The organism is Croceicoccus sp. BE223 (genome assembly GCF_031457155.1).
Lineage (GTDB): Bacteria > Pseudomonadota > Alphaproteobacteria > Sphingomonadales > Sphingomonadaceae > Croceicoccus.
This window is the reverse complement of the sequence record NZ_JAVDWB010000004.1, coordinates 107,538-127,340: the sequence shown is the minus strand read 5'-3', so window position 1 is coordinate 127,340 and position 19,803 is coordinate 107,538. Positions and strand designations below refer to the sequence as shown.

The following is a 19,803-nucleotide window of genomic DNA, read 5'->3' as shown; positions in this document are numbered from 1 at the left end:
TGCGTGACTCGCTTGCAGTTCTGCGCCATCTCGGCGGGGCGGAAACGGACGACAGGAGCGAGTGGCGTGGTTAAGGGCTTGGACGAGTTGTCGCGGAAGATGAAGGAGCTTGAGAAGGCGATTGCAGCATTGGACGGCGAGATCGGCACCGTGAACTTCGATCCGAACGACCCGCAAAGCATCGAGGTCGCTATCCAGAAAATGGAGCAAACGGTCGATGAGCGGGTCGGCGACTACAGCCGAAACGACATGATCGAAGGCATCGTCAGTGAGGTCAAGGAGAGGTATCGACAAGCTATCCTCGAACGTGCTTCCGAAGCTCGGAACGAACAGGAAGGCGAAATATGAGTGTTAAGTCCGCTCTGCGCGATCTGAACAACGCCGTCCTCGATCTACAGTCCGCTGATTATAACACATACGAGCGACCACTTGAGCGACTGGCTCAAACGCTAAACGGGTCCGATCTCGCCGCCATCACTAGTGATCTGCGTGCAGCTGCTGACTTCGACGCGTTTTTGGAGCGGGCGAACCAAGGCGGCAGCATGATGGGCAGTGCGCGCTTGAACTGGCCCGCAAGCCGTAAGGAAGAGCTGGGCCTAGTCATACATATAATCGAGCGCGGCGCTGCAGACCCTAACTGGTTTTTGAATTTTTCTCACACTTACTATTACAGTGGCAGAAAGCTTGTAGCGAACATTCGGAAGATAACTGCGGCCGTCGTTATTCCGTTTAATCGCGACTTTGCCGTATATGTGGAAGAGCACGCACATGGTGAGCCGTTTCAGGGTGCGAAATCAGAAATAGTAACCGAAGAGGATAAAAGGGATCTCCTCCAAGCGTTGTTTCGGCTAGGACAGGATGGGAAGCGACCATCTATCCAGGATGCCGCCAATAAGTATTTTCCAGAGTGGGATCGCGATCGCCTCACCAGTGTCACGGAAGCTCTTTTGGAAGAGGGGTCGGCGCTCAATCCCACCGGCGCCATGCTCTATGTCGATCTTTCATCGAGCGCGAGGAAACGAGTGGAGCAAAGTTCGCGGGAACCGTCTAGCGTAACCTACAATATTGGCGAGATGCACAACTCACCTCTTCAGCACATTTCGTCCGGCGGTTATGGGACACAAACGACGACCTATTCGTCGGATGATCTTCGTTCGATCGTCGCGCTCTACAGGCAACATGTAGACGAGCTTGGGCTTGATGGCGCGAAGCGACGGAAAGCCGACGCGCAGGTGGCGACAATCGAAGCACAGCTGATGGACGAGCCGGACCCGGCTATCATTGACTCGGCAGGCAAATCTCTAAAGACAATCGTCGAAGGCGCAATCGGAGGCGCTGCGGGAACGGCGATAGCTGCAGCACCAGTGTGGGCACCCCTTATTTCCATGTTCGGTGGATGACCATCATTACCCCAATTTTCTGTCGACCAACAGCGCTAGTCACGCAATCGCTCAATGTCCGTTCCCGGTGAGATCTGCCGTTCGAACTATTTCTCTGGAACGTCAGAATTGTCCCAAATCCAGACCATTGGGTCGCCGTAAACTCCCGCTCCGGGAACGACAGCTTCGGGCGACGTGCCAAAGGTTGTCGAATGACTGGGATGAGGGCGCAAAGCAGACGCCTTGGTTAGGACGCCGACCGGAGTCCTCTCACAAACGGCTTCATTGCCTTTTCCAACCGGATCATTGCATCGATCTGGCTCTCATGAAGTGAGGACCACTCGTCTTCCGGGTTACGATAACCACCGTCGCCCATGGAATACCGGATCCGGCAGGCCCGCTTCCCGTCCAGCGCTTCCCATGCAAGTTCGCCGCCGAATGCCGTCTCGATCTCGTTACGGTGTTGATGCAACTGCTCGAAGAGCGCCTTGTTCAGTTCCTCCGCCCCGCGCCCACGGTCGATGTAGAGTTCAACGGTTCGTCCCCCCTGGGTGACCGTGTAATTGTAGTTGATACCGGGGTGACCCGCTGACACGCCGATCCAGCTGTACTCACCGGGAGTAATATGGGCGTGCAGTCTCGTCCGCTGCGCGGAGCGTTCGATCAGATTTGCCCACCAGCGATTGCGGATGGCGTAGCGCTCCGCCACGTCCTTGCGCGTCTGTCCTACCTCCTTCGCCTCGCGTGAAGGGCCAACGATCAGGGTGAATAGCGGCGCCGGGGCAGAATCGAGGATCTTCACCGCCTCGACCTTGACCATGTAGAAGTCGGTATCGAGTGCCTGATTGAGCCACTGCACCGCCGCCACATGCTCGGGCCGCGGGTCCTTCACGATCCAGATTGCGCCTTTGGCGCCCAAGGCGGTCAAATAGGTGATCAGCTTGCCGAGATGATCATGATCGCTCTTCTCAAGCTGGTTTTCGATGATCAGCTGGCGGCCGTGGATATCCTCTGCAACCAGATCGATGCTGAACTTGCCTGCGGCCTGCTCACGGTCGACGTTGACGATCTCGAGATCGAGCGCATCGTTGAGAACATCGATGTTGAGTTCGAGCCACTGAGTGAAGTCCAGGGCCTCGTGCACCCACACTTCCCTGAGTGGAACCCGCTCCAACCTGCCAATCATCTCGCCCTCCCGATTCCAGTCTTCGAACCGGTACCGGGCCGAACGCGATATGTCACTGATAGTCTGTAGACTGTCCGGCGACATTGCCGCGACCGTGGGCTCGTGGATGTCCGCCTTCGCCTCGCCAACAATCTTCGTGCGCTCCGCACCCGGCGGGGGCTTTCGCAGGAAGCCTTCGCGTTCGAGGTCGGGCTCCATCGGACCTACATCAGCGATCTGGAACGCGGCGCGCGCAATCCCACGATTGTGGTAGTCGACCGGTTGGCGATTGCCCTCGAGGTGACGCCCGGCGAGCTGCTCGACGCCTGACTCACGCTGGGGGATCTTGGTCGGAGGCAAGCAGGAGCTCAGCCAAGGCGGCCGCTATCACGCCCGCCTCGTTGGCCAGCTCGGCGATCTGCTTGGCCAGAAGCTTCAGCTCGACATCCGGCTTATAGGCCTGCCCCTCGCCAGCAAGGCCTGCTGCATCCTCAAGCCTGGCTGTCAGCAGCGCGAACGCCGCAGCGATCCGCTCTGCCCGTTCGTCATCCTGAATGTCGCTCATCCTTGCACCTCGTCCCTGCACCAAGCCGCGACATGATGGACAAGTCCATCCCCAGCATTTGCTGATCTTGCAGATCCTGTTCGAGATCGACTGGACTTCCCGGGAAAGCGGAGCATTGGTGGCTGTGACAGATGACGGCCGACCCGATCGGCCGCTGCCCTAACCGATGCGATCGGTGGGGCTGCAGGTGGTGGGAGCAGCAATCACGCTGCCCGCTATCGGAGACCCACCATGTCAGACCAAAAGCCCCTCGGCGATCTTGCCGACATCATCCTCATCGTCGCCGCCCGTAGCCAGCACGGCTTTGTCCATCCCCTGCCCGTCGCCGCGGGCAAGGACCGGCTCGCCATCGGCCGCGCCATCGCCAGCCTCAAGCGCCGCCAGCTTGTCACCGAGGTAGCCGTCACGGACGAACGCCATTGCTGGCGCCGCAAGGGCGATGACATGATCGGTCTTGCCGTCACCGATGCCGGGCGCGAGCTGGTGCCCGATGTGCCTCCGCAGACCAAGACCGGCACGATCGTATCGCTCATGGAGCGCAAGGAAGGCGCGACGCTGGAGGATATGACCGGCGCGACCGGCTGGTTGCCGCACACGACGCGGGCGGCGCTGACGGGATTGCGCAAGCGTGGGCATGAGATCGCCAGCACCAAGGTCGATGGCGTTCGCACTTATCGGGTTCTGCACACCGCCGAGGCAGCCCAATGAGCAAGCTGGCTGAGCAGATTGCCGCCATCGAGGCGATGTCGGCCCGCGAGCGCAAGGCCGAGTGGCGAAGGGTGTTCGGCACCTCTGCGCCACCGGCCTTCGGCTCAGGGCTGCTGGCGCGGGCTTTGGCTTATCGCGTACAGGAACAGGCGACCGGCGGCCTTGGCAAGACGCAGCTGCGCAGGATCGCAGCGGTTGGCAGCAAGAGCGGGGATCGCAAGCCCCCCTCCCCTTCGCTCAAGCCCGGCACCTGGCTGTCCCGCACGTGGCACGGCGAGACGCATCTGGTCATCGTGCTGGAAAGCGGGTTCGAGTATCGCGATCAGCGCTATATCTCGCTGAGCGCGGTGGCGAAGACGATCACGGGGGCCGCTTGGTCCGGCCCCCGCTTCTTCGGCCTGCACAGCCCCCGGCTGGGCAGGCTGGGCGTATCAGCCAGTGGCTAGATCTTCCTCCTCGCGCCTGCGCTGTGCGATCTACACCCGCAAGTCCACGGACGAAGGGTTGGACAAGGACTTCAACAGTCTCGATGCCCAGCGCGAAGCCTGTGCCGCCTACGTGCTCTCGCAGAAGCACGAAGGATGGGTTCTGCATCCCGATCTCTACGACGACGGCGGTTTTACCGGCGGCAATATGGATCGTCCCGGGCTGCAGCAGCTCCTCGACGACGTGAAAGCGGGACGCGTCGATGTCGTTGTCGTCTACAAGGTCGACCGCCTGACCCGCAGCCTCGCTGACTTCGCCAAGATCGTCGAAGTGCTCGATGATGCTGGGGCCTCGTTCGTCAGCGTCACCCAGGCGTTCAATACCACCAACTCGATGGGACGGCTGACCTTGAATGTCCTCTTGAGCTTCGCGCAGTTCGAACGCGAGGTCATCTCCGAGCGGATCCGTGACAAGGTCGCCGCGTCCAAGGCCCGGGGGATGTGGATGGGCGGGCCGGTACCGCTGGGTTATCGCGTGGAGGATCGCAAGCTGGTCGTCGTCCCCGGGGAAGCCGAAACGGTTCGGGGCATCATGCGGCGCTATCTTGAAGCAGCCTCCGTCCGTGAACTTCTGGTCGATCTCGAGCGCGCCGGCATCGTCAGCAAGAAAGTGACCATGCGAGACGGCTCGATCCGTGGCGGAATTCCCTTCCGCCGGGGCGCGCTGCATCATCTCCTGCGCAACCGGATCTATGTCGGCGAGACCGTCCACAAGGGAACCCGCTATCCCGGGCAGCATGATGCCATTGTCGATAAAGACCTGTTCGATGCCGTGCAGGACAAGCTGGCCCAGCGCACGGTGTGGCAGAAATCCGCTATAGCAGATGGACGGTCCGGTCGCGGAGCGGTCAGTTTGCTGGCAGGGCTGATCCGTGATCAGCATGGGCGACCGATGTCGCCTGCGCACACCCGGAACCATGGCAAGCGCTATCGCTACTATGCCTCCAATCGGAACGACGGTTCGATCGAGCCCGCGATTCGACTGCCCGCGGGCGATCTCGATGACGCGGTCAGAAAGGCTGTCTCCCAGTATCTGATGAATCCGTCGCAGACTCGAACGGTTGCGCCCTCACTCACCACCGATCAGCTGGCAGGCCTCACCCGATCCTGCACCAACCTGGCAAATCGCATGGAAGGCATGGCGGTCGGCGACCTTCGCGAGGTCCTGAAGCAACTCGAATGCACGGCGGTATTGGGTGACCACAGGATTACCGTCACCTTGTGCGGCAACCAGCTTCTTGCCTCCGCCGGGCTCGCTGGCATCGATGCCAGCTCAATCGAACTGGTCATTTCCTGCTGCCCGTCCGCCCACGGCCACGAGCCAAGGCTTCGGCTCAACCCTTCGATCAAACCCGATGCGGTCATGGTCGACAATCTGGTTCAGCTCATTGCCCGGGCATTCTCGGCACGCGATGAGTTGCTTGCCCTGTCCGAAACGGCGATCAGCGCCATGCCCTCTGCCCAGCGGCGCCATCTCGAACGGACCGCCCGGCTCAGTTATCTTGCGCCCGACATCGTCACCGCCATCCTCGACGGCACGCATCCTCGTCAGGTCACCGCGCGCAAGCTGATCCGACTTTCCAGTCTGCCGCTGTCCTGGGCGGAGCAACGTGCGTTGCTCGACTTCCCTGCCGCCTGACCATCACACCGATTTGTAGGACACTTTTCGGCCAGCTGAGACAGTCGGCCATTCTGCGTCCGATAGCGCAGGACAAGGCGTCTCGCGTCCTGCTCTCCGCCAGAGCGACTTCTGCAAACCCGCGGAAACTCGGGCATAAATCGGCCCACAGCTCGTGAGACACACTTTTACGGTGATTGGGGAGACTGTGTGGTGAGCCCTGCTGGGTTCGAACCAGCGACCTACTGATTAAAAGTCAGTTGCTCTACCGACTGAGCTAAGGGCCCGGAGAGGCCGCAGGTGCAGCCGTTCCACGGGCCGTCAACTAGGCAGGGGGTGGGCGTGGGTCAAGCGCCTTGGCGGCGGAGGCGGAAAAGTAGCTGCGCCACGGTCAGACCCGTCAGCGGATCGCGCCATTGCGGCGCGATGGCCGCGGCGGGGCGCAGGACGAAGTCGCGGCGGCGGAACTCGGGATGCGGTATGGTCAGCGCGTCATCGCCCCAGGCCCCGCCCGACCACAGCACGATGTCGAGGTCGAGCGTGCGCGCGCTCCATCGCTGTCCGCCGCCGCGCCGGTCGAACTTTCGCTCCAGCGTCTTCAGCGCGTGAAGCAGCTTGCGCGGGCGCTTCCTCGTTTCCAGCACGAGCGCCGCATTGGCATAGCACCGCTTCGACGGCCCGAGGGGAGATGAGCGCAACACGTTCGAACATGCGCGGACCCTGCCGAGTTCCTCCAGCGCGACCATCGCGGCGCGCAGCACCGCTTCGGGCGGGCCATGGCGGTGATGACGGACGTTGCCGCCCAGCGCGATGAGGTAGCGGTGACGCTCGCCCAGCATGCGCTCAGACGTCTTCGGCCAGCCGCCCGTAAAGCTGCGGCCGCCGGTCGCGGAAGAAGCCCATGCCCGCCCGGTGCATGGCGGCGCGGGCAAGGTCCAGTTCCGCCACCAATACGCCGGTCTCGTCGCAGCCGAATTCGGCGACGAGATCGCCCCATTCGTCGCTGATGAACGAATGGCCGTAGAAGGTCTGGTGCTCGCCTTCGCGGCCGATGCGGTTGGCGGCGATGACCGGCATGCAGTTCGACACCGAATGTCCGATCATCGCGCGGCGCCACATGCGGCTGGTGTCGAGATCGGCGTCATAGGGTTCGGACCCGATCGCGGTGGGATAGAACAGCGCTTCTGCCCCCATCAGCGCCATCGCCCGCGCGCATTCGGGATACCACTGGTCCCAGCAGACGCCCACGCCGATGCGCGTGCCGAACAGGTCCCACACCCGGAACCCGGTGTTGCCCGGGCGGAAATAGTACTTTTCCTCGTAACCCGGCCCGTCGGGAATGTGGCTCTTGCGATAGGTGCCCATGATCGCGCCGTCGGGGCCGATCATCGCCAGCGTGTTGTAGTAGTGATGTCCGTCCCGCTCGAAGAAGCTGGTCGGGATCGCGATCTTCAGCTTTGCGGCCAGCGCCTGCATGGCGACGACACTGGGATGCTCCGCCGTCGGGCGGGCGAGCGCGAACAGCGCCTCGTCCTCTTCCCGGCAGAAGTAGGGGCCGGAGAACAGCTCGGGCGGAAGCACGATCTGCGCGCCCTGCCCCGCGGCCTGCTCCACCATTGCGGCAGTGCGGCCGATGTTGTCCTGCTCGTCATCCGAGCCCAGCGCGCATTGCAGCGCGGCGACGGTGATCCTTGTCATGCGCCCCGGTTATTTCGGGACGAGGGCGAAGTCCACCTGAACCGTCACGTTGCTGGTCGTCTGCCCGGTCATGACCGCGCCGGTCGCATCCATGCTCTCGGGCCGGGCATGATTCTGGTTGACGGGCGATGCGGGCGGCGGAGCGATCGGCACCGCAGCCTGGAGGTACCGGTTGCCTTGCGAACCGCCCGCATCGCGAATGTAAAGCACGCGCGAGATCTCCATGCCGGCCGCCTCGGCATAGGCCTCCGCCCGCTTGCGCGCCGCCTTGTAGGCAGCGGCATAGGCGCTGTTGGCGACGGCTTCGGGATCGGACATGCGCAGGTTCGGGCCCGCCATGACATTGGCTCCCGCTTCGGTCACGGCGGTGACGGCCGCGCCCGCCTTCGCCACGTCGCGAACGGTGACGAGGACGGTGTTGCTGGCCTGGTATTGCCCCTTGCGATCACCCCAGTCGATCCGGCCCACCCCGACATTGCGCGTCTGGATGTCCTTGTCGTCGATGCCCATCACCTTCAGCGCGGCGACGACCTTGGCGATCTGCGTATTCGCGGCGTCGCTTGCCCCGCGCGCGGTTGCGGACCACGCCTGGATGCCGGCCTCTAACTGGGCCTGGTCCGGCCGCGTCTCCGCCTCGCCGCTGGCGCTCACCGACAACAGTGTCTCGTCATGGGTGACGCCGCGGACGTCCTCGTCCTTTTCCGCACAGGCCGCGAGGAGCGGCAGGGCCGCGACGGCAATCGCTTTCTTCATGATCGGGCCCCCGAAACGCAAAAGACAATCGCCGGGATACAGCGGCCAAGCTGAACCGTTGACGACGGGATCATCGCGGCGGGTGACAATTGCCCCTGCCGTCCCCATCTCTGGCGGCGAGCAAGGAGATTATCGGCACAATGCAAACGGCAATCGTGGCAGGCGGCTGCTTCTGGTGCACCGAAGCGGTCTACAACGACGTCCAGGGCGTCAGCGGCGTGGAAAGCGGGTACATCGGCGGCGAAACCGAGAACCCCACCTACAAGGAGGTCTGTTCGGGCCGCACCGGCCATGCCGAGGCGGTGAAGATCACCTTCAACCCAGAGATCGTCCGCTATGGCGACCTTCTCGACATCTTTTTCGCGACGCACGATCCGACGCAGCTGAACCGTCAGGGCAACGACGTCGGCACCCAGTACCGGTCGGCCATCTTCCCGATGGACGACGCGCAGCGCGCCGAGGCCGAGGCCGCGATCGAGCGGGCGCAGGCCGAGCGGGACAAGCCGGTGGTCACCACCATCGAAGGCCCGGCGACCTGGTATCCGGCAGAGGACTACCACCAGGAATACTGGGTCAACGACGGGCAGCGGAACCCCTATTGCGTCGCGACCATCCCACCCAAGCTCGACAAGCTGCGCAAGAGCTTTGCCGACAAGGTGCGCCCGGGCTGAGCCGCTATCGGCGGAAGCGGGCGACGAAGAACCCGTCGAGCCCGCCCGCCCCGGCCAGCATGCCGGGATCGGTGCGCAGCCAACCCTGCGCAGTCGGAGACAGGCCTTCGGGCAGTTCGGCTGCGGTGATCGGTTCGGGCGTCAGCGACGCGGCTGCCGCCCGTTCCTCGCCCTCCTCGGGTTCCAGCGAGCAAGTCGCGTAGACCAGGGTTCCGCCCGGCGCGAGCCATTCGGCGGCCCTTGCGATGAGGGCCGATTGCAGTTCGGCCAGTTCCGCGATCTGCCGCGAGCCGATCCGGTGCAGGACGTCAGGATGGCGGCGGCAGGTGCCGGTGGCGGTGCACGGGGCGTCGAGCAGGATGGCGTCGAACGGTGCCTCCGGCTGCCATTGCAGCGCGTCGGCGCAGACGACATCGGCGGCAAGGCCGGTGCGCAAGAGGTTCTGGCGCAGCCGCTCCAGCCGCCGTTTCGCGATGTCGAGCGCCGTGACGCGCCACCCCGCCGCCGCCAATTGCATCGTCTTGCCGCCCGGCGCGGCGCAGAGGTCCAGCACCCGCCGTCCCGCGCCCGAACCCAGGAGGCTGGCCGGGATCGAGGCGGCGAAGTCCTGCACCCACCAGGCGCCCTCGTCGAAACCGGGCAGGCTTTCCACCGCCTGCCCCCGCCCCAGGCGGAGCTGTCCAGGCGCCATCACGGCCGCGTCCAGCCGCGCGGCCCATGCATCGGTTTCGGCAGGATCGCGCAGCGACAGGTCGAGGGGCGGCGGTTCCGCCAGCCCGGCGGCGATGGCATCCACCCGGTCGGGCCAGGCACGGGTCCAGCGTTTCGCCACCGGTCCGGGCAGGCGGGGCGTTGCGGGCAGTCCCGTTTCGCGCTTGAGGATGGCGGAGAAGACCCCATGAGCGAGGCGGCGAGGCCCGCCCTCCAGCAGTTCCAGCCCGGTCGCGATTACCGCGTGGGGCGCGATGTCCATCCGCAAGGCCTGCGCCAGCATCATCCGCAACACCATCCGCGCCTTGGCATCGTCGGGCAAGCGCTGGCGCGTGGCGCCGTCGATCAGGGCATCGATGTCGGGCAGGCGACGCAGGACTTCGGCGGCAATCGCGCGGGCGAGCGCGGCATCGGCGGGCGGCAGGCCCTTGGCCGCGCCGATCGCGGTGTCGAGCGTGTCGCCCCGCCGCAGCACGGCATCGAGCATGCGCAGCGCGGCGCGGCGGGCAGGAAGGCCGGCAGGTTCGGTCATGCCCCGCGCCATGGCCCCGCATGGCCCGCGTGGCAACGCCTCATTGCATCGCGCGCATGCCTGTCCCATCTAGTCTGCCATGACCGAGCCGACGCCCCGCGCCACCAGGCGACCCGCGCCTTTTGCCAAGCCCGCGCACTGGACCAACCAGCCCGCGCCCGCGCCCGGACCCGGTTCGCGGCACGAGGATGAAGAGCGCCCCGATCCCACCCGCTTCGGCGACTGGGAAAAGAACGGAATCGCGATCGATTTCTAGAAGGTATCAGCCCTCGATCGTGCGGGCCGCCGGGTGATGGCGGTCGAGGTGCTTGCGGATAATCTTCAGATTGCGGCTGTTCGAACGGAACAGGAAATCGAAGGCATCGCCGACCACGGGGATCGCGCCGATCGCGGTGTCGAACGCGACATTCGCGCCCATCGACCACAGCTTCCACTTCGGCATGCCGAGATTGCGCGCTTCCCACACGATATAGGCCCCCATCGCCGCGGTGATCAGATCGCCGACCACCGGAACCAGTCCGGCGATTGAATCGAGGCCGATGCGATAGTTCGTGCCAGGCACGGTCATGCTGCGTTCGAGCAGCATTTCCATCGCCTCGATCCTCTGGCGGATCGCGGCGGGTTCATTGCCGAGCGGAAGGCTGTCGATGATCTCCATCCGGCGGGCCTTGCCGCGCGCGGCGGCGTCGGGGCCGGGGCCGGGGCCGGGGCCGGCGGGGGTGTCGGTGTCGAGAGGGGTCAAGCGGGCATTCTCCATCCTCACCGGGGCGACCGCCAGTACGGGCCGCTCCGTGCTAGATGGGGTCCGCGAAAAGCTGCGACAAGGGATGGAAGCCCCAGCGATTGACCGCAAAACCGTCGACCCCGCCGCGCACCAGCGAAAAGCGGATCGGCGCGCCGAACGAAATGAAGACGTGCCCGGCGGTCAGCTTGGCCTGCGCCTCGGCCAGCATTTCGGCCCGGATCGCCGCATCGGGTTCGGCGATTGCCTGGGCGACAAGGGCATCGGCCTGCGGGTCGCAGACCGACTTGGTCACGGCGCAGTTGTAACGGTGCAGGTACCATTCGGGACGATCCATCCAGGCGACCTCCTCGACCAGGCGAAGTTGTGCTTCATCGTCCGGGCCGACCCGTTTCAGCGTGATGCCGATCTTGACCATGTCCTCCGACAGCCGCCGCATCAGGATGTCACCGCCGGTGCCCGGCGGGAGGGCGACGGTAAAGGGTTCGAGGGCACCCCGCGTCGCCGCCCACGCACGGACCCGCTGCGCGGCGACGGACTGGCGCTGCTCGATGGTATAGGCGTTCCACAAGTCGGGCGGCTGCACCGTGCCGAGCGGGCCCACCGGCACCGGCCTCGCCCGCGGCAGCCAGCCGCCGATGCCGAACGGCTCGATCAGGGCCGGGCGATCGATGGCCATCGACAGCGCCTCGCGATTGGCGGCGAGCGAGAGGAAGCCCTCCTCCTTCGCGATCGCCAGCCCGAACATCCCTGCCACCGGATCGAGCCGGATCGTGCCGCGCAGCAGCCCGCCCTTCTCCACATGGGGCAGCGCATCGAGATCGCCGCCGAGCATCAATTCGGCCTGCCCGTCCTGGAATCGGCGCACAGCTTCGGCCGCGGGCGAGACCTGCACCGCCAGCTCGGCCGCCGGCATGCCCGGCCGCTCCGGTCGCGAAAGGGTCAGGACCGGCCCTTCGCCCGACAGCACCAGCGCGCCCGTTTCATGGCCCTTGAAAGTTAGTGCCAGCTCCGGCTCGGCCAGGAGCTGCAAGAACTCCGGCATCGCGGTCTTCAGGCGGATCTCGATCACCTCGTCGGTGCGGGCGTAGATGCCGTCGATCACCGAAAGGTCGAGGCCGAGCGCGCTGCCGCGCAACTGCCGGATCCGGTCGCGCAGCGCCCGGCGCACGTCGAGGGCGGTCAGCGCCTTGTCGTCGTCAGTCTCGAAATCCTCGAACCGGAAGATGTAGCTTAGGCCGTCGTCGGTGACGATCCAGCGCGCCGCCAGGTCCGGCTGGATCCGACCCTCCGCATCGAGCGCCACGATCCCGCTCGCCGTCGCCTCGCGCAGAAGCGCGCCGGCCGAAGGCAGGGGCACCGCCTCTGACGCGACCACTTCCGGATCGCCGACCAACAGGACATCGTAGCGCGCGCTGTCGCCTCCGTCGCAGGCGGAGGCGAAGAGCACTGCCGTGCAGATCGCGGGGATTCGGCATAGGAGACGCAAGCGGACCGACATGGTGTGCGCGGTCCTACCAGCCGCAAGCCCGCCGGTCAGCTATTTAGAGCCCTCGGGCCGGGTAAAAGACGATCGAGCCGCGCCCGATCAGTCCCGCGGCAGGGAGACGCGCTGGCCCTCCGGCAGATCGACGTCCTCTACCGGATAGCGCACCGCGGCGGCGTTAATCGTGCGATCGAAGGCGATGCCGCAGCGGTTTCCCGCCGCCCAGGCCACCGTTCCGGCGACCGAGCCGACATTGTGGAGTTCGACATAGACCTGCTGCCCGCGCGACACCCGCATCGACCCTTCGGCCATGACCCCCGCGTCGGAGATGTTGCGCAGCTTCACCCCGTAGGGGGCGCCGTCAAGCTCCAGCCGCAGTTCCGCGACGAGGAACAGCGAATCGCGATCGTGCTTGCGGTGGTCCTGTTCCCGCATGACTCAACCCCTTTGGCCCGTGACCGGCGATTGGCAGACGGTCGCCTTCCCCGCACCGGTCGTGATGCAACACGATTAACGGATTAGGGATAACGAAATGTAAAGAAACGGCCGGGCGGAAACACCTGCGTTTGTCACCTGTTCTGATCCGGCACAGCCGCGCTTCAGCAGTGGAAGAGGCGGGGCCGGGGGTGGCCCGGCCCTTAAAGGACAGCCCGCGGAACTCGTGCCCGCAGGGATGGAAGTGCGCCGTTCAGTCGTCGCGCGAGATCTTTTCGCGGCGTTCGTGCGCTTCCTGCGCCTCGACCGTCATCGTCGCGATGGGCCGGGCGATGAGGCGGCCAAGGCCGATCGGTTCGCCGGTCACTTCGCAATAACCGTACTCACCCTCGTCGATGCGGCGCAGGGCGCTGTCGATTTTCGCGATAAGCTTGCGCTGGCGATCGCGGGTGCGCAGTTCGATACCCCAGTCGGTCTCGCTCGACGCGCGATCGTTGAGGTCGGGTTCGCGGATCGGCCCGTCCTGGAGCTGTTGCAGCGTTCCGGCGGCGGCGTCGAGGATCGAGTGTTTCCACTCGATCAGGAGATTACGAAAGAATTCAAGCTGTTCGGGGTTCATGTAGGGTTCCGAGGCATCCGGCACGTAGCCCCCCGAAACATTGCGGCGCGCCGCCGCGAGTACGTCGATCTCATTAGCAGCCGCAAGGCCCATGCGTTACACTCCGCATCGGCCGGCGACTAGCGGCCACCGGCCCTTCGATCCCATGGCGGGCCTATAGGTTCCCGCCGATTCGCAAACAAGCGCATTTTGAACGAAAGCCATAGTCACCCACAGATTAAGCTTTGCCGAACACTTGGCCGCCCGTTGCCGTCGGGGCTTGTTGCCCGATCTTCTTGCCGAATTATGACGTTAACCAATTGTTGACCACGATGATCGAACCTGTGCCTTGCGGGGGAAGCTTGAAGACCCCCGCACAACAGGGGATGATCAACATGGCTTACGGTGAACATCTTTACCTCGTCGAAACCGGACCGGCGATCGATCCGGCCCTGCTTGCCAGCAGCGAAGCACTCGTCGGAAAGTGCCTGTCGGATTTCTTCGACGGCGACGAGGACGCGCTATTCGATCTCGGTTGCGCCTTCTCGACCGGCAGCCGCGGCGCGATCTGCGATCTCGTCGAGGCGCACAAGTGGTTCAATCTCGCCGCTTCGCGCGGGCACGAAGAAGCGCAGCACTGCCGCGCCGAAGTGGCCGAGGAAATGACCGCGCGCGAAATCGTCGAAGCCCAGCGCCGCGCCCGCGCCTTCCTCGCCGAGCACGACACCAGCCGCCGCGTCGCCTGATCAGCCGTCCTTGCGGAACGGTGCCAGCGCCATGAGCGCGGCCTGCTCCGCACCGATGCCGCGCCGCTCCGCCGCCAGGAACTCGGCAACAGCCTCGCGAAACCCGTCGTGCGGGATGAAGTGGGCCGAACGGGTCTGCACCGGCGCATATCCCCGCGCCAGCTTGTGCGACCCCTGCGCTCCCGCTTCCACCCGCGAGAGGCCGCGCGCGATCGCGACGTCGATCGCCTGGTAATAGCACAGCTCGAAATGCAGGAAGGGGCGGTCTACCAGCGCGCCCCAGTAGCGGCCATAGAGCGCATCGGCGCCGAGAAAGTTGAGCGCGCCCGCGATCGGTCGGTCGCCGTCATAGGCCAGCATCAGGATCACGTCGTCCGCCATCGTCGCGCCGATCAGGTCGAACGCCTCGCGTGTCAGGTAGGGACGGCCCCACTTGCGCGCGCCGGTATCCTGGTAGAACAGCCAGAACACCTCCCAATGCTCGGGTTTCAGGCTGCTCCCGGTCAGGTGGCGGATGGTCAGGCCTTCGACCGCGCGCTCGCGCTCCTTGCGGATCGCCTTGCGCTTGCGCGACGACAAGGTGGCGAGGAAATCGTCGAAATTGGCGAAACCCGGGTTGGACCAGTGGAACTGGATGTCGCTGCGGATCAGCCAGCCGGCCTCCTCGAAAAGCGGAATCTGGTTTTCCGACACGAACGTCGCATGGGCCGAGGACAGGCCTTTGTTGCGGCACAAGGTTTCCGCTGCGTGGATCAGTGCACGGGCCAGGGCCGGATCGCGCGCGAGCACCCGCGGCCCGGTGGCGGGCGTGAACGGCGCGGCGATCTGGAGCTTGGGGTAGTAGCGTCCCCCGGCCCGCTGCCAGGCATCGGCCCAGCCGTGATCGAAGACATATTCGCCCTGGCTGTGCCCCTTGAGATAGGCGGGCATCGCGGCCAGCAGCGTGCCGTCCGGCCCGGCGATCGTCAGCGGCGCGGGCGACCAGCCGGTGCCCGGACCGACACTGCCGGAGGCTTCGAGCAGCGACAGGAAGCGGTGGCTGACGAACGGATTGCCGGTGGGATCGAGCGCATCCCATTCCTCGGCGCAAAGGTCCGAAACCGACGGGTTCAGCCGAACGGTGACGGCATCGTCCTCGCTCACGACAGGCCGGCCCCCTCGGCAATGGGCGCATCGGCGTGAAGCCGCGCCCGGGCCATGAGCGCGGGCGTGCGCACCGTCCATGTCAGCAGCGGCACGCGGGCGCGCTGGCGGGCCAGCCACGGATCGGGCAGGTCGCGGATGTCGCAGGCCAGGAAGGTAGGCCGCGCATGGGCGACGGCCACCGCCCGCTCGATGCCGAAGGCCAGCCTCCGCCGCTCCCCGCGCCCGGTGACCAGCCCGCGCGGGCGGTTGGGCAGGCGCTTTTCCAGCCAGCGGACGATGCGCGGGTCGAAGCTCATCACCGCCGCCGCGCCGCGATACCCGCGCAGCGCCGCGACAACGGCGCGGGCCAGCGGTTTCCACGCCATGTGACGCTTCGACTTCACCTCGATCAGCACCGGGACCCGCCCCCCGACAAAGGCGAGGAAGTCCGGAAGCGTAGGGATGCGCTCGCCCGAATGCAGTTCGATCCGCGCCAGATCGGCGGCGTCCCGCTCGCGCAACGCGCCGGTTTCGGCCGTCAGCCGCTCCAGCGTCCAGTCATGGAAAACCATCGCCTGCCCGTCGCGCGAAAGCTGCACGTCGCACTCGATGCCCAGCCCCGCGGCGATGGCCGCAGCGAAGGCGGCCGGCGAATTTTCACAGATGCCGGCGCCGTGCAGGCCCCGGTGGGCGTAGATCCAGTCGCCCAGCCAGTCCTGTCCCTCGACACTCGCCAGCAGCCGGCCCGGCACCATGATGCGATCAGTCCCGCACCTGCAGGATCGCGTCCACTTCCACCGCCGCCCCCAGCGGCAGGACCGGCACGCCGACCGCGCTGCGCGCATGGCGCCCATCGTCGCCGAACACCTCGAGCATCAGGTCGGAGGCGCCGTTGATCACCTTGGGCTGGTCGGTGAAGTCGCCTGTGGAATTGACGAAGCCGCCGAGCTTCACCACCCGGACCACGCGGTCCAGCGAGCCGAGCGCCTGCTTCGCCTGCGCGAGGATCATCACGCCGCAGGCGCGCGCCGCCTCTGCCCCGCGTTCGAGCGACACGTCCTCGCCCAGCCGTCCGGTGACCAGCGTGCCGTCGATGAAGGGCAACTGGCCCGACACGTGCAGCAAGCCGCCGACCTCGACCGCCGGGACATAGCTCGCCACCGGGGCGGCGGGTGCGGGAAGCGCGATGCCCAGTTCGGCGAGGCGGGCTTCGATCTTGCTCATCAATCGGTGTCCTTCGTTTCGATCTTCAGGTGTTGCAGCAGCCAGGGCAGCGCCTCGGCCCAGGTATCGATTCGGGCGTGGGCGTGCCCCGCCTCCAGCGCGCAGGGCGAATGCGGAGCGACCCCCGGTTCGCCGACGAAATGGAGACGCGACACCTGCGGCGCAACCTCGGCCACCGACCCGATGTGGATGGCCAGATCGTCGATGAAGACCACGGTGCGATCCGCGCCGCGTTCGTCGAGGATCCTCTGCAGCGCCGGACCCTTGGGCCCCTGGTTGCAATAGACCGGCACGTCGATGCCCAGCGCGCGCAATTGCGCGACACGGTCTTCCTGCCGATGGTGCGGCAGATTCGTCAGGACGACGACCTCGGCATGTCGCGAGAGGCTGGTGATCGCCTCCACCGCGCCGGGAATCTCGTCCTGCCGGTGCATCTGCGTGTCGAAGAACCCGTCGAGCAGCTCCCACATCTCGGGCACGGTGAGCGCGTCTGCAACGCCGCGCCGACGCATCCCGTCGGAAAACCCGCGGGTCAGGTCGAGCTCGATGTCGTGCGCCTCGTCGAGCCAGTCGCGGAAGTGAACGACCATGCGCAGCAGCACCTCGTCGCAATCGGTGATGACCAGCGGGCGGTTCATGCGCCCCACTCCTGCCCGCGCCCGTCCGGTCCGGCCAGGGCATCGCGCGCCGCGACGATGCGTTCGGGCTTTAGCGCCAGCCCGTCGGCGGCGGCGAGCAGGTCGCCGTCATTGGCGACCAGGAAATCGAGGATCGCACTTTGCGTCGCCGGCTCGGCGAGCGAGCCGCGCAGGTCATCCGGGAAAAGACCCGTAAGCGCGATGAAACGGTCCGTCAGCACCTCGTCCTGAAGGATCCAGGAAAGTGCCATCAAAGCCACAGTGAAATCATCGGGTTCGGCGGTTTCGCGGGAAATCATTTGTCAAAGAGACGCCTTGTATCATACAAACTTGACGGGTTGGCCCTTGGGGGAGGGTCGTCCGGGGGTAAGGGATCCAGTGACCGAACGCGTTATCGTTGTCGAGGACAACGATCTTAATCGGAAGCTTTTTTGCGACCTGCTGCGCGCCAACGGGTTCGTGGTGGAGCCTGTCGCCGACGGCGTCGACTTCCTGGAACGCGCGGCGCGCTTCGACCCCGGCCTCGTCATCATGGACATCCAGCTTCCCAACGTGTCCGGCATCTCGCTGATCGAGGCGATGAAGGCCGATCCCCGCCTCGCCCATGTCCCGGTCCTCGCGGTCACCGCCTATGCGGGCAAGGGGGACGAGGAACGCATCCGCGAAGCCGGCGCCGAAGGATACCTGTCGAAGCCGGTTTCGATCCATCCGTTCATGACCGCCGTCAACGGCCTGATCGACCGCCGCGCCGCCGCCTGATCGCGCCGCACAAGACCGCTCTCTTCATGCGGCGAGCGTTCCCGCATCGTCGCCATGCACAACCGCATCGGCCATGCGCAGTTGACACGCGGCCAGTCTCCCGCTTTGCCGCAGACTGATCGAAATTCGCCGCGCCCTCCCCGATGGCCGCGGCCCAGCCCATGGCCCGCACCGGGCCCCTAGGATAGCACGATGGAACGCGACGACACCAAGGCCCGCATCGACACCCTGATCGAACCGTTCAACAAGAAGGGCGTGACGATCGGCAAGGATACCACCTTTGCCGGCGACCTGGAGTGGGACAGCCTGACCGTCATGGACTTCGTCGCCGCGATCGAGGACGAGTTCGACATCATCATCAGCATGAACCAGCAGGCCGAGATCGAGACCTACGGCCAGCTGATCGACGCCGTCACCAAGCTGCGGGCCGCCTGACATGAGCGAGGGCATCGACACCCCCGACAAGCCGGCCGCCCCCGCCGTGGCCGATGAACCGGGCGACCTGTTCAGCAAGTTCGATCCGATCATCAAGCAGCGTCGGGACCTGCTCGACAGCGGGCTGGAGGATCCCTTCGGCCTGGTGATGGAACGCGTCCTCTCGCCCGTGACGGCGGTCTGCAACGGGCGGGAAACGATCCTGCTCGGCACTTACAACTACATGGGCATGACCTTCGACCCCGACGTGATCGAGGCGGGCAAGACCGCGCTCGACAACTTCGGTTCGGGCACCACCGGCAGCCGCGTGCTGAACGGCACCTACGTCGGGCACCGCGATGTCGAGAAGGCGCTGTGCGAATTCTACGGCATGGATCATGCCATGGTCTTCTCCACCGGGTACCAGGCGAACCTCGGCATCATCTCGACCATCGCCGGCAAGGGCGACTACATCGTCCTGGACATCGACAGCCACGCCTCGATCTGGGACGGCTGCGCGATGGGCAACGCCGAAGTCGTGCCGTTCAAGCACAACGACCTGGAGGCGATGGAAAAGCGCCTCAAGCGCATTCCCGAAGGCGCGGGCAAGCTGGTCGTGCTCGAAGGGGTCTACTCGATGCTGGGCGACATCGCCCCGTTGAAGGACATGGTCCGCATCGCCAAGGAAAACGGCGCGATGGTGCTGGTCGACGAAGCGCACTCGATGGGCTTCATCGGCCCCAACGGACGCGGCGTGGCCGAGGACCAGGGCGTGCTTGACGACGTCGATTTCATCATCGGCACCTTCTCCAAGTCGGTCGGCACGGTGGGCGGCTTCTGCGTGTCGAACCACCCGAAGTTCGAGATCATGCGGCTGGTCTGCCGCCCCTACGTCTTCACCGCCTCGCTGCCACCCAGCGTGGTCGCGACGGCGGCGACCTCGATCCGCAAGCTGATGCACGCGGGCGACAAGCGCGCACACCTCTGGGACAACTCCAAGCGGCTGCACAAGGGGCTGACCGAGCTCGGCTTCACGCTGGGGACGAGCGAACCGCAAAGCGCGATCATCGCGGTGATCATGCCCGACCTCGAACGCGGCGCGGCGATGTGGGAAGCGCTGCTGAAGGAAGGGCTCTACGTCAATCTGGCCCGCCCGCCGGCAACCCCGGCGGGAATGACCCTGCTGCGTTGCTCGCTCTGCGCAGAGCATAGCGAGAAGCAGGTCGGCCAGATCCTCGGCATGTTCGAAGCGGCGGGCAAGGCGGTCGGCATCATCTGATCTCGCGAACGCCTGCCGCCCGACACGCCGCTTGCCTTGGGGCGGGCGGCGTGGAACTCTGTCTTCGGGTCA

The 19,803-nt window shown here is 65.5% G+C and carries 27 protein-coding genes and 1 tRNA gene; 12 read left to right on the top strand and 16 right to left on the bottom strand.

Features of this window, described 5'->3' with window-relative positions:
* The first annotated feature begins 12 nt into the window (after positions 1-12).
* Both J2X37_RS10025 and J2X37_RS10020 read left to right on the top strand, forming a co-directional pair.
* Positions 13-348 (top strand): hypothetical protein, encoded by a 336-nt coding sequence (locus tag J2X37_RS10025; RefSeq protein WP_310020680.1) that lies wholly within the window; start codon positions 13-15, stop codon positions 346-348.
* On the top strand, positions 345-1,400 hold the full coding sequence (locus tag J2X37_RS10020) for a hypothetical protein (protein WP_310020677.1): 1,056 nt from the start codon (positions 345-347) through the stop codon (positions 1,398-1,400). The genes J2X37_RS10025 and J2X37_RS10020 overlap by 4 nt, the downstream gene beginning before the upstream one ends.
* Positions 1,401-1,626: 226 nt before the next feature.
* On the opposite strand, the gene J2X37_RS10015 is transcribed toward J2X37_RS10020, so the two are convergent.
* On the bottom strand, positions 1,627-2,763 hold the full coding sequence (locus tag J2X37_RS10015; protein ID WP_310020674.1) for a DUF4268 domain-containing protein: 1,137 nt from the start codon (positions 2,761-2,763) through the stop codon (positions 1,627-1,629).
* On the opposite strand from J2X37_RS10015, the gene J2X37_RS10010 reads away from it, so the two are divergent.
* Positions 2,668-2,874, top strand: coding sequence for a helix-turn-helix transcriptional regulator (locus tag J2X37_RS10010; RefSeq protein WP_310020671.1), 207 nt, complete (start codon positions 2,668-2,670; stop codon positions 2,872-2,874). The two genes, J2X37_RS10015 and J2X37_RS10010, sit on opposite strands and share 96 nt — an antisense overlap.
* A gap of 1 nt (position 2,875) precedes the next feature.
* On the opposite strand, the gene J2X37_RS10005 is transcribed toward J2X37_RS10010, so the two are convergent.
* Positions 2,876-3,109 carry a hypothetical protein gene (locus J2X37_RS10005; RefSeq protein WP_310020669.1) on the bottom strand — a complete coding sequence of 78 codons (234 nt, stop codon included), beginning with the start codon at positions 3,107-3,109 and terminating at the stop codon, positions 2,876-2,878.
* A gap of 231 nt (positions 3,110-3,340) precedes the next feature.
* Between J2X37_RS10005 and J2X37_RS10000 the strand changes: the two genes are divergently transcribed.
* From J2X37_RS10000 to J2X37_RS09990, 3 genes are read left to right on the top strand one after another with little or no spacing between them, the layout of a single operon-like run.
* A complete protein-coding gene (locus tag J2X37_RS10000; protein WP_310020666.1) occupies positions 3,341-3,817 on the top strand; it encodes a DUF3489 domain-containing protein in 477 nt (158 codons plus the stop codon).
* Positions 3,814-4,263: a DUF2924 domain-containing protein gene (locus tag J2X37_RS09995; RefSeq protein ID WP_310020663.1), complete on the top strand. Its 450-nt coding sequence runs from the start codon at positions 3,814-3,816 to the stop codon at positions 4,261-4,263. Before J2X37_RS10000 ends, J2X37_RS09995 begins: the two co-directional genes overlap by 4 nt.
* Positions 4,256-5,941 (top strand): recombinase family protein, encoded by a 1,686-nt coding sequence (locus J2X37_RS09990; RefSeq protein ID WP_310020660.1) that lies wholly within the window; start codon positions 4,256-4,258, stop codon positions 5,939-5,941. The genes J2X37_RS09995 and J2X37_RS09990 overlap by 8 nt, the downstream gene beginning before the upstream one ends.
* Positions 5,942-6,131: 190 nt before the next feature.
* On the opposite strand, the gene J2X37_RS09985 is transcribed toward J2X37_RS09990, so the two are convergent.
* The 4 genes from J2X37_RS09985 to J2X37_RS09970 form a co-directional block, all read right to left on the bottom strand.
* Positions 6,132-6,207 (bottom strand) — tRNA-Lys (locus tag J2X37_RS09985).
* Positions 6,208-6,267: 60 nt separating this feature from the next.
* Entirely contained in the window at positions 6,268-6,759 is a 492-nt protein-coding gene (gene folK / locus J2X37_RS09980) for a 2-amino-4-hydroxy-6-hydroxymethyldihydropteridine diphosphokinase (RefSeq protein WP_310020657.1), read from the bottom strand.
* Positions 6,760-6,763: 4 nt separating this feature from the next.
* A complete protein-coding gene (gene aguB / locus J2X37_RS09975) occupies positions 6,764-7,618 on the bottom strand; it encodes an N-carbamoylputrescine amidase (protein WP_310020653.1) in 855 nt (284 codons plus the stop codon).
* A 9-nt stretch (positions 7,619-7,627) separates the two neighbouring features.
* Positions 7,628-8,371, bottom strand: coding sequence for an SIMPL domain-containing protein (locus tag J2X37_RS09970; protein ID WP_310020650.1), 744 nt, complete (start codon positions 8,369-8,371; stop codon positions 7,628-7,630).
* 140 nt (positions 8,372-8,511) lie between these two features.
* Here J2X37_RS09970 and msrA point away from each other — a divergent pair, with 140 nt between their 5' ends.
* Positions 8,512-9,042 (top strand): peptide-methionine (S)-S-oxide reductase MsrA, encoded by a 531-nt coding sequence (gene msrA / locus J2X37_RS09965; RefSeq protein ID WP_310020648.1) that lies wholly within the window; start codon positions 8,512-8,514, stop codon positions 9,040-9,042.
* A gap of 4 nt (positions 9,043-9,046) precedes the next feature.
* Here the strand turns inward: msrA and J2X37_RS09960 are convergent, their stop codons facing one another.
* A complete protein-coding gene (locus J2X37_RS09960; protein ID WP_310020646.1) occupies positions 9,047-10,285 on the bottom strand; it encodes a transcription antitermination factor NusB in 1,239 nt (412 codons plus the stop codon).
* A gap of 79 nt (positions 10,286-10,364) precedes the next feature.
* Here J2X37_RS09960 and J2X37_RS09955 point away from each other — a divergent pair, with 79 nt between their 5' ends.
* Positions 10,365-10,541, top strand: coding sequence for a DUF1674 domain-containing protein (locus tag J2X37_RS09955; RefSeq protein WP_310020643.1), 177 nt, complete (start codon positions 10,365-10,367; stop codon positions 10,539-10,541).
* A 6-nt stretch (positions 10,542-10,547) separates the two neighbouring features.
* Here J2X37_RS09955 and J2X37_RS09950 read toward each other — a convergent pair whose 3' ends face one another.
* From J2X37_RS09950 to dksA, 4 genes are all read right to left on the bottom strand, one after another.
* The gene (locus tag J2X37_RS09950) at positions 10,548-10,943 is read right to left on the bottom strand and encodes a DUF4112 domain-containing protein (RefSeq protein ID WP_310021093.1); all 396 of its coding nucleotides are present in this window, start codon (positions 10,941-10,943) and stop codon (positions 10,548-10,550) included.
* A gap of 136 nt (positions 10,944-11,079) precedes the next feature.
* Complete coding sequence (locus J2X37_RS09945) at positions 11,080-12,477, bottom strand: peptide ABC transporter substrate-binding protein (protein ID WP_310020639.1); 1,398 nt, start codon at positions 12,475-12,477, stop codon at positions 11,080-11,082.
* Between the two features lie 138 nt (positions 12,478-12,615).
* Complete coding sequence (locus J2X37_RS09940) at positions 12,616-12,948, bottom strand: PilZ domain-containing protein (RefSeq protein WP_310020633.1); 333 nt, start codon at positions 12,946-12,948, stop codon at positions 12,616-12,618.
* 253 nt (positions 12,949-13,201) lie between these two features.
* Entirely contained in the window at positions 13,202-13,660 is a 459-nt protein-coding gene (gene dksA / locus J2X37_RS09935) for an RNA polymerase-binding protein DksA (protein ID WP_310020629.1), read from the bottom strand.
* Positions 13,661-13,941: 281 nt separating this feature from the next.
* On the opposite strand from dksA, the gene J2X37_RS09930 reads away from it, so the two are divergent.
* Entirely contained in the window at positions 13,942-14,292 is a 351-nt protein-coding gene (locus J2X37_RS09930; RefSeq protein WP_310020627.1) for a hypothetical protein, read from the top strand.
* On the opposite strand, the gene J2X37_RS09925 is transcribed toward J2X37_RS09930, so the two are convergent.
* The 5 genes from J2X37_RS09925 to J2X37_RS09905 are packed head-to-tail and all read right to left on the bottom strand — an operon-like array spanning position 14,293 to position 17,530.
* Positions 14,293-15,435, bottom strand: coding sequence for a GNAT family N-acetyltransferase (locus J2X37_RS09925; RefSeq protein WP_310020625.1), 1,143 nt, complete (start codon positions 15,433-15,435; stop codon positions 14,293-14,295).
* Positions 15,432-16,172 (bottom strand): glycerophosphodiester phosphodiesterase family protein, encoded by a 741-nt coding sequence (locus J2X37_RS09920; RefSeq protein ID WP_310020623.1) that lies wholly within the window; start codon positions 16,170-16,172, stop codon positions 15,432-15,434. The genes J2X37_RS09925 and J2X37_RS09920 overlap by 4 nt, the downstream gene beginning before the upstream one ends.
* A 7-nt stretch (positions 16,173-16,179) precedes the next feature.
* Positions 16,180-16,641, bottom strand: a complete 462-nt coding sequence (locus J2X37_RS09915) for a RidA family protein (protein WP_310020620.1) — start codon at positions 16,639-16,641, stop codon at positions 16,180-16,182.
* Positions 16,641-17,279: an HAD family hydrolase gene (locus J2X37_RS09910; RefSeq protein WP_310020618.1), complete on the bottom strand. Its 639-nt coding sequence runs from the start codon at positions 17,277-17,279 to the stop codon at positions 16,641-16,643. The genes J2X37_RS09915 and J2X37_RS09910 overlap by 1 nt, the downstream gene beginning before the upstream one ends.
* Positions 17,276-17,530, bottom strand: coding sequence for a DUF3572 family protein (locus J2X37_RS09905; protein ID WP_310020616.1), 255 nt, complete (start codon positions 17,528-17,530; stop codon positions 17,276-17,278). The genes J2X37_RS09910 and J2X37_RS09905 overlap by 4 nt, the downstream gene beginning before the upstream one ends.
* A 127-nt stretch (positions 17,531-17,657) precedes the next feature.
* Here J2X37_RS09905 and J2X37_RS09900 point away from each other — a divergent pair, with 127 nt between their 5' ends.
* From J2X37_RS09900 to spt, 3 genes are all read left to right on the top strand, one after another.
* Positions 17,658-18,038: a response regulator gene (locus J2X37_RS09900; RefSeq protein ID WP_310020614.1), complete on the top strand. Its 381-nt coding sequence runs from the start codon at positions 17,658-17,660 to the stop codon at positions 18,036-18,038.
* 192 nt (positions 18,039-18,230) lie between these two features.
* Positions 18,231-18,473: an acyl carrier protein gene (locus J2X37_RS09895; protein WP_310020612.1), complete on the top strand. Its 243-nt coding sequence runs from the start codon at positions 18,231-18,233 to the stop codon at positions 18,471-18,473.
* Position 18,474: 1 nt separating this feature from the next.
* Complete coding sequence (gene spt, locus J2X37_RS09890; protein WP_310020610.1) at positions 18,475-19,731, top strand: serine palmitoyltransferase; 1,257 nt, start codon at positions 18,475-18,477, stop codon at positions 19,729-19,731.
* Positions 19,732-19,803 lie beyond the last annotated feature (72 nt).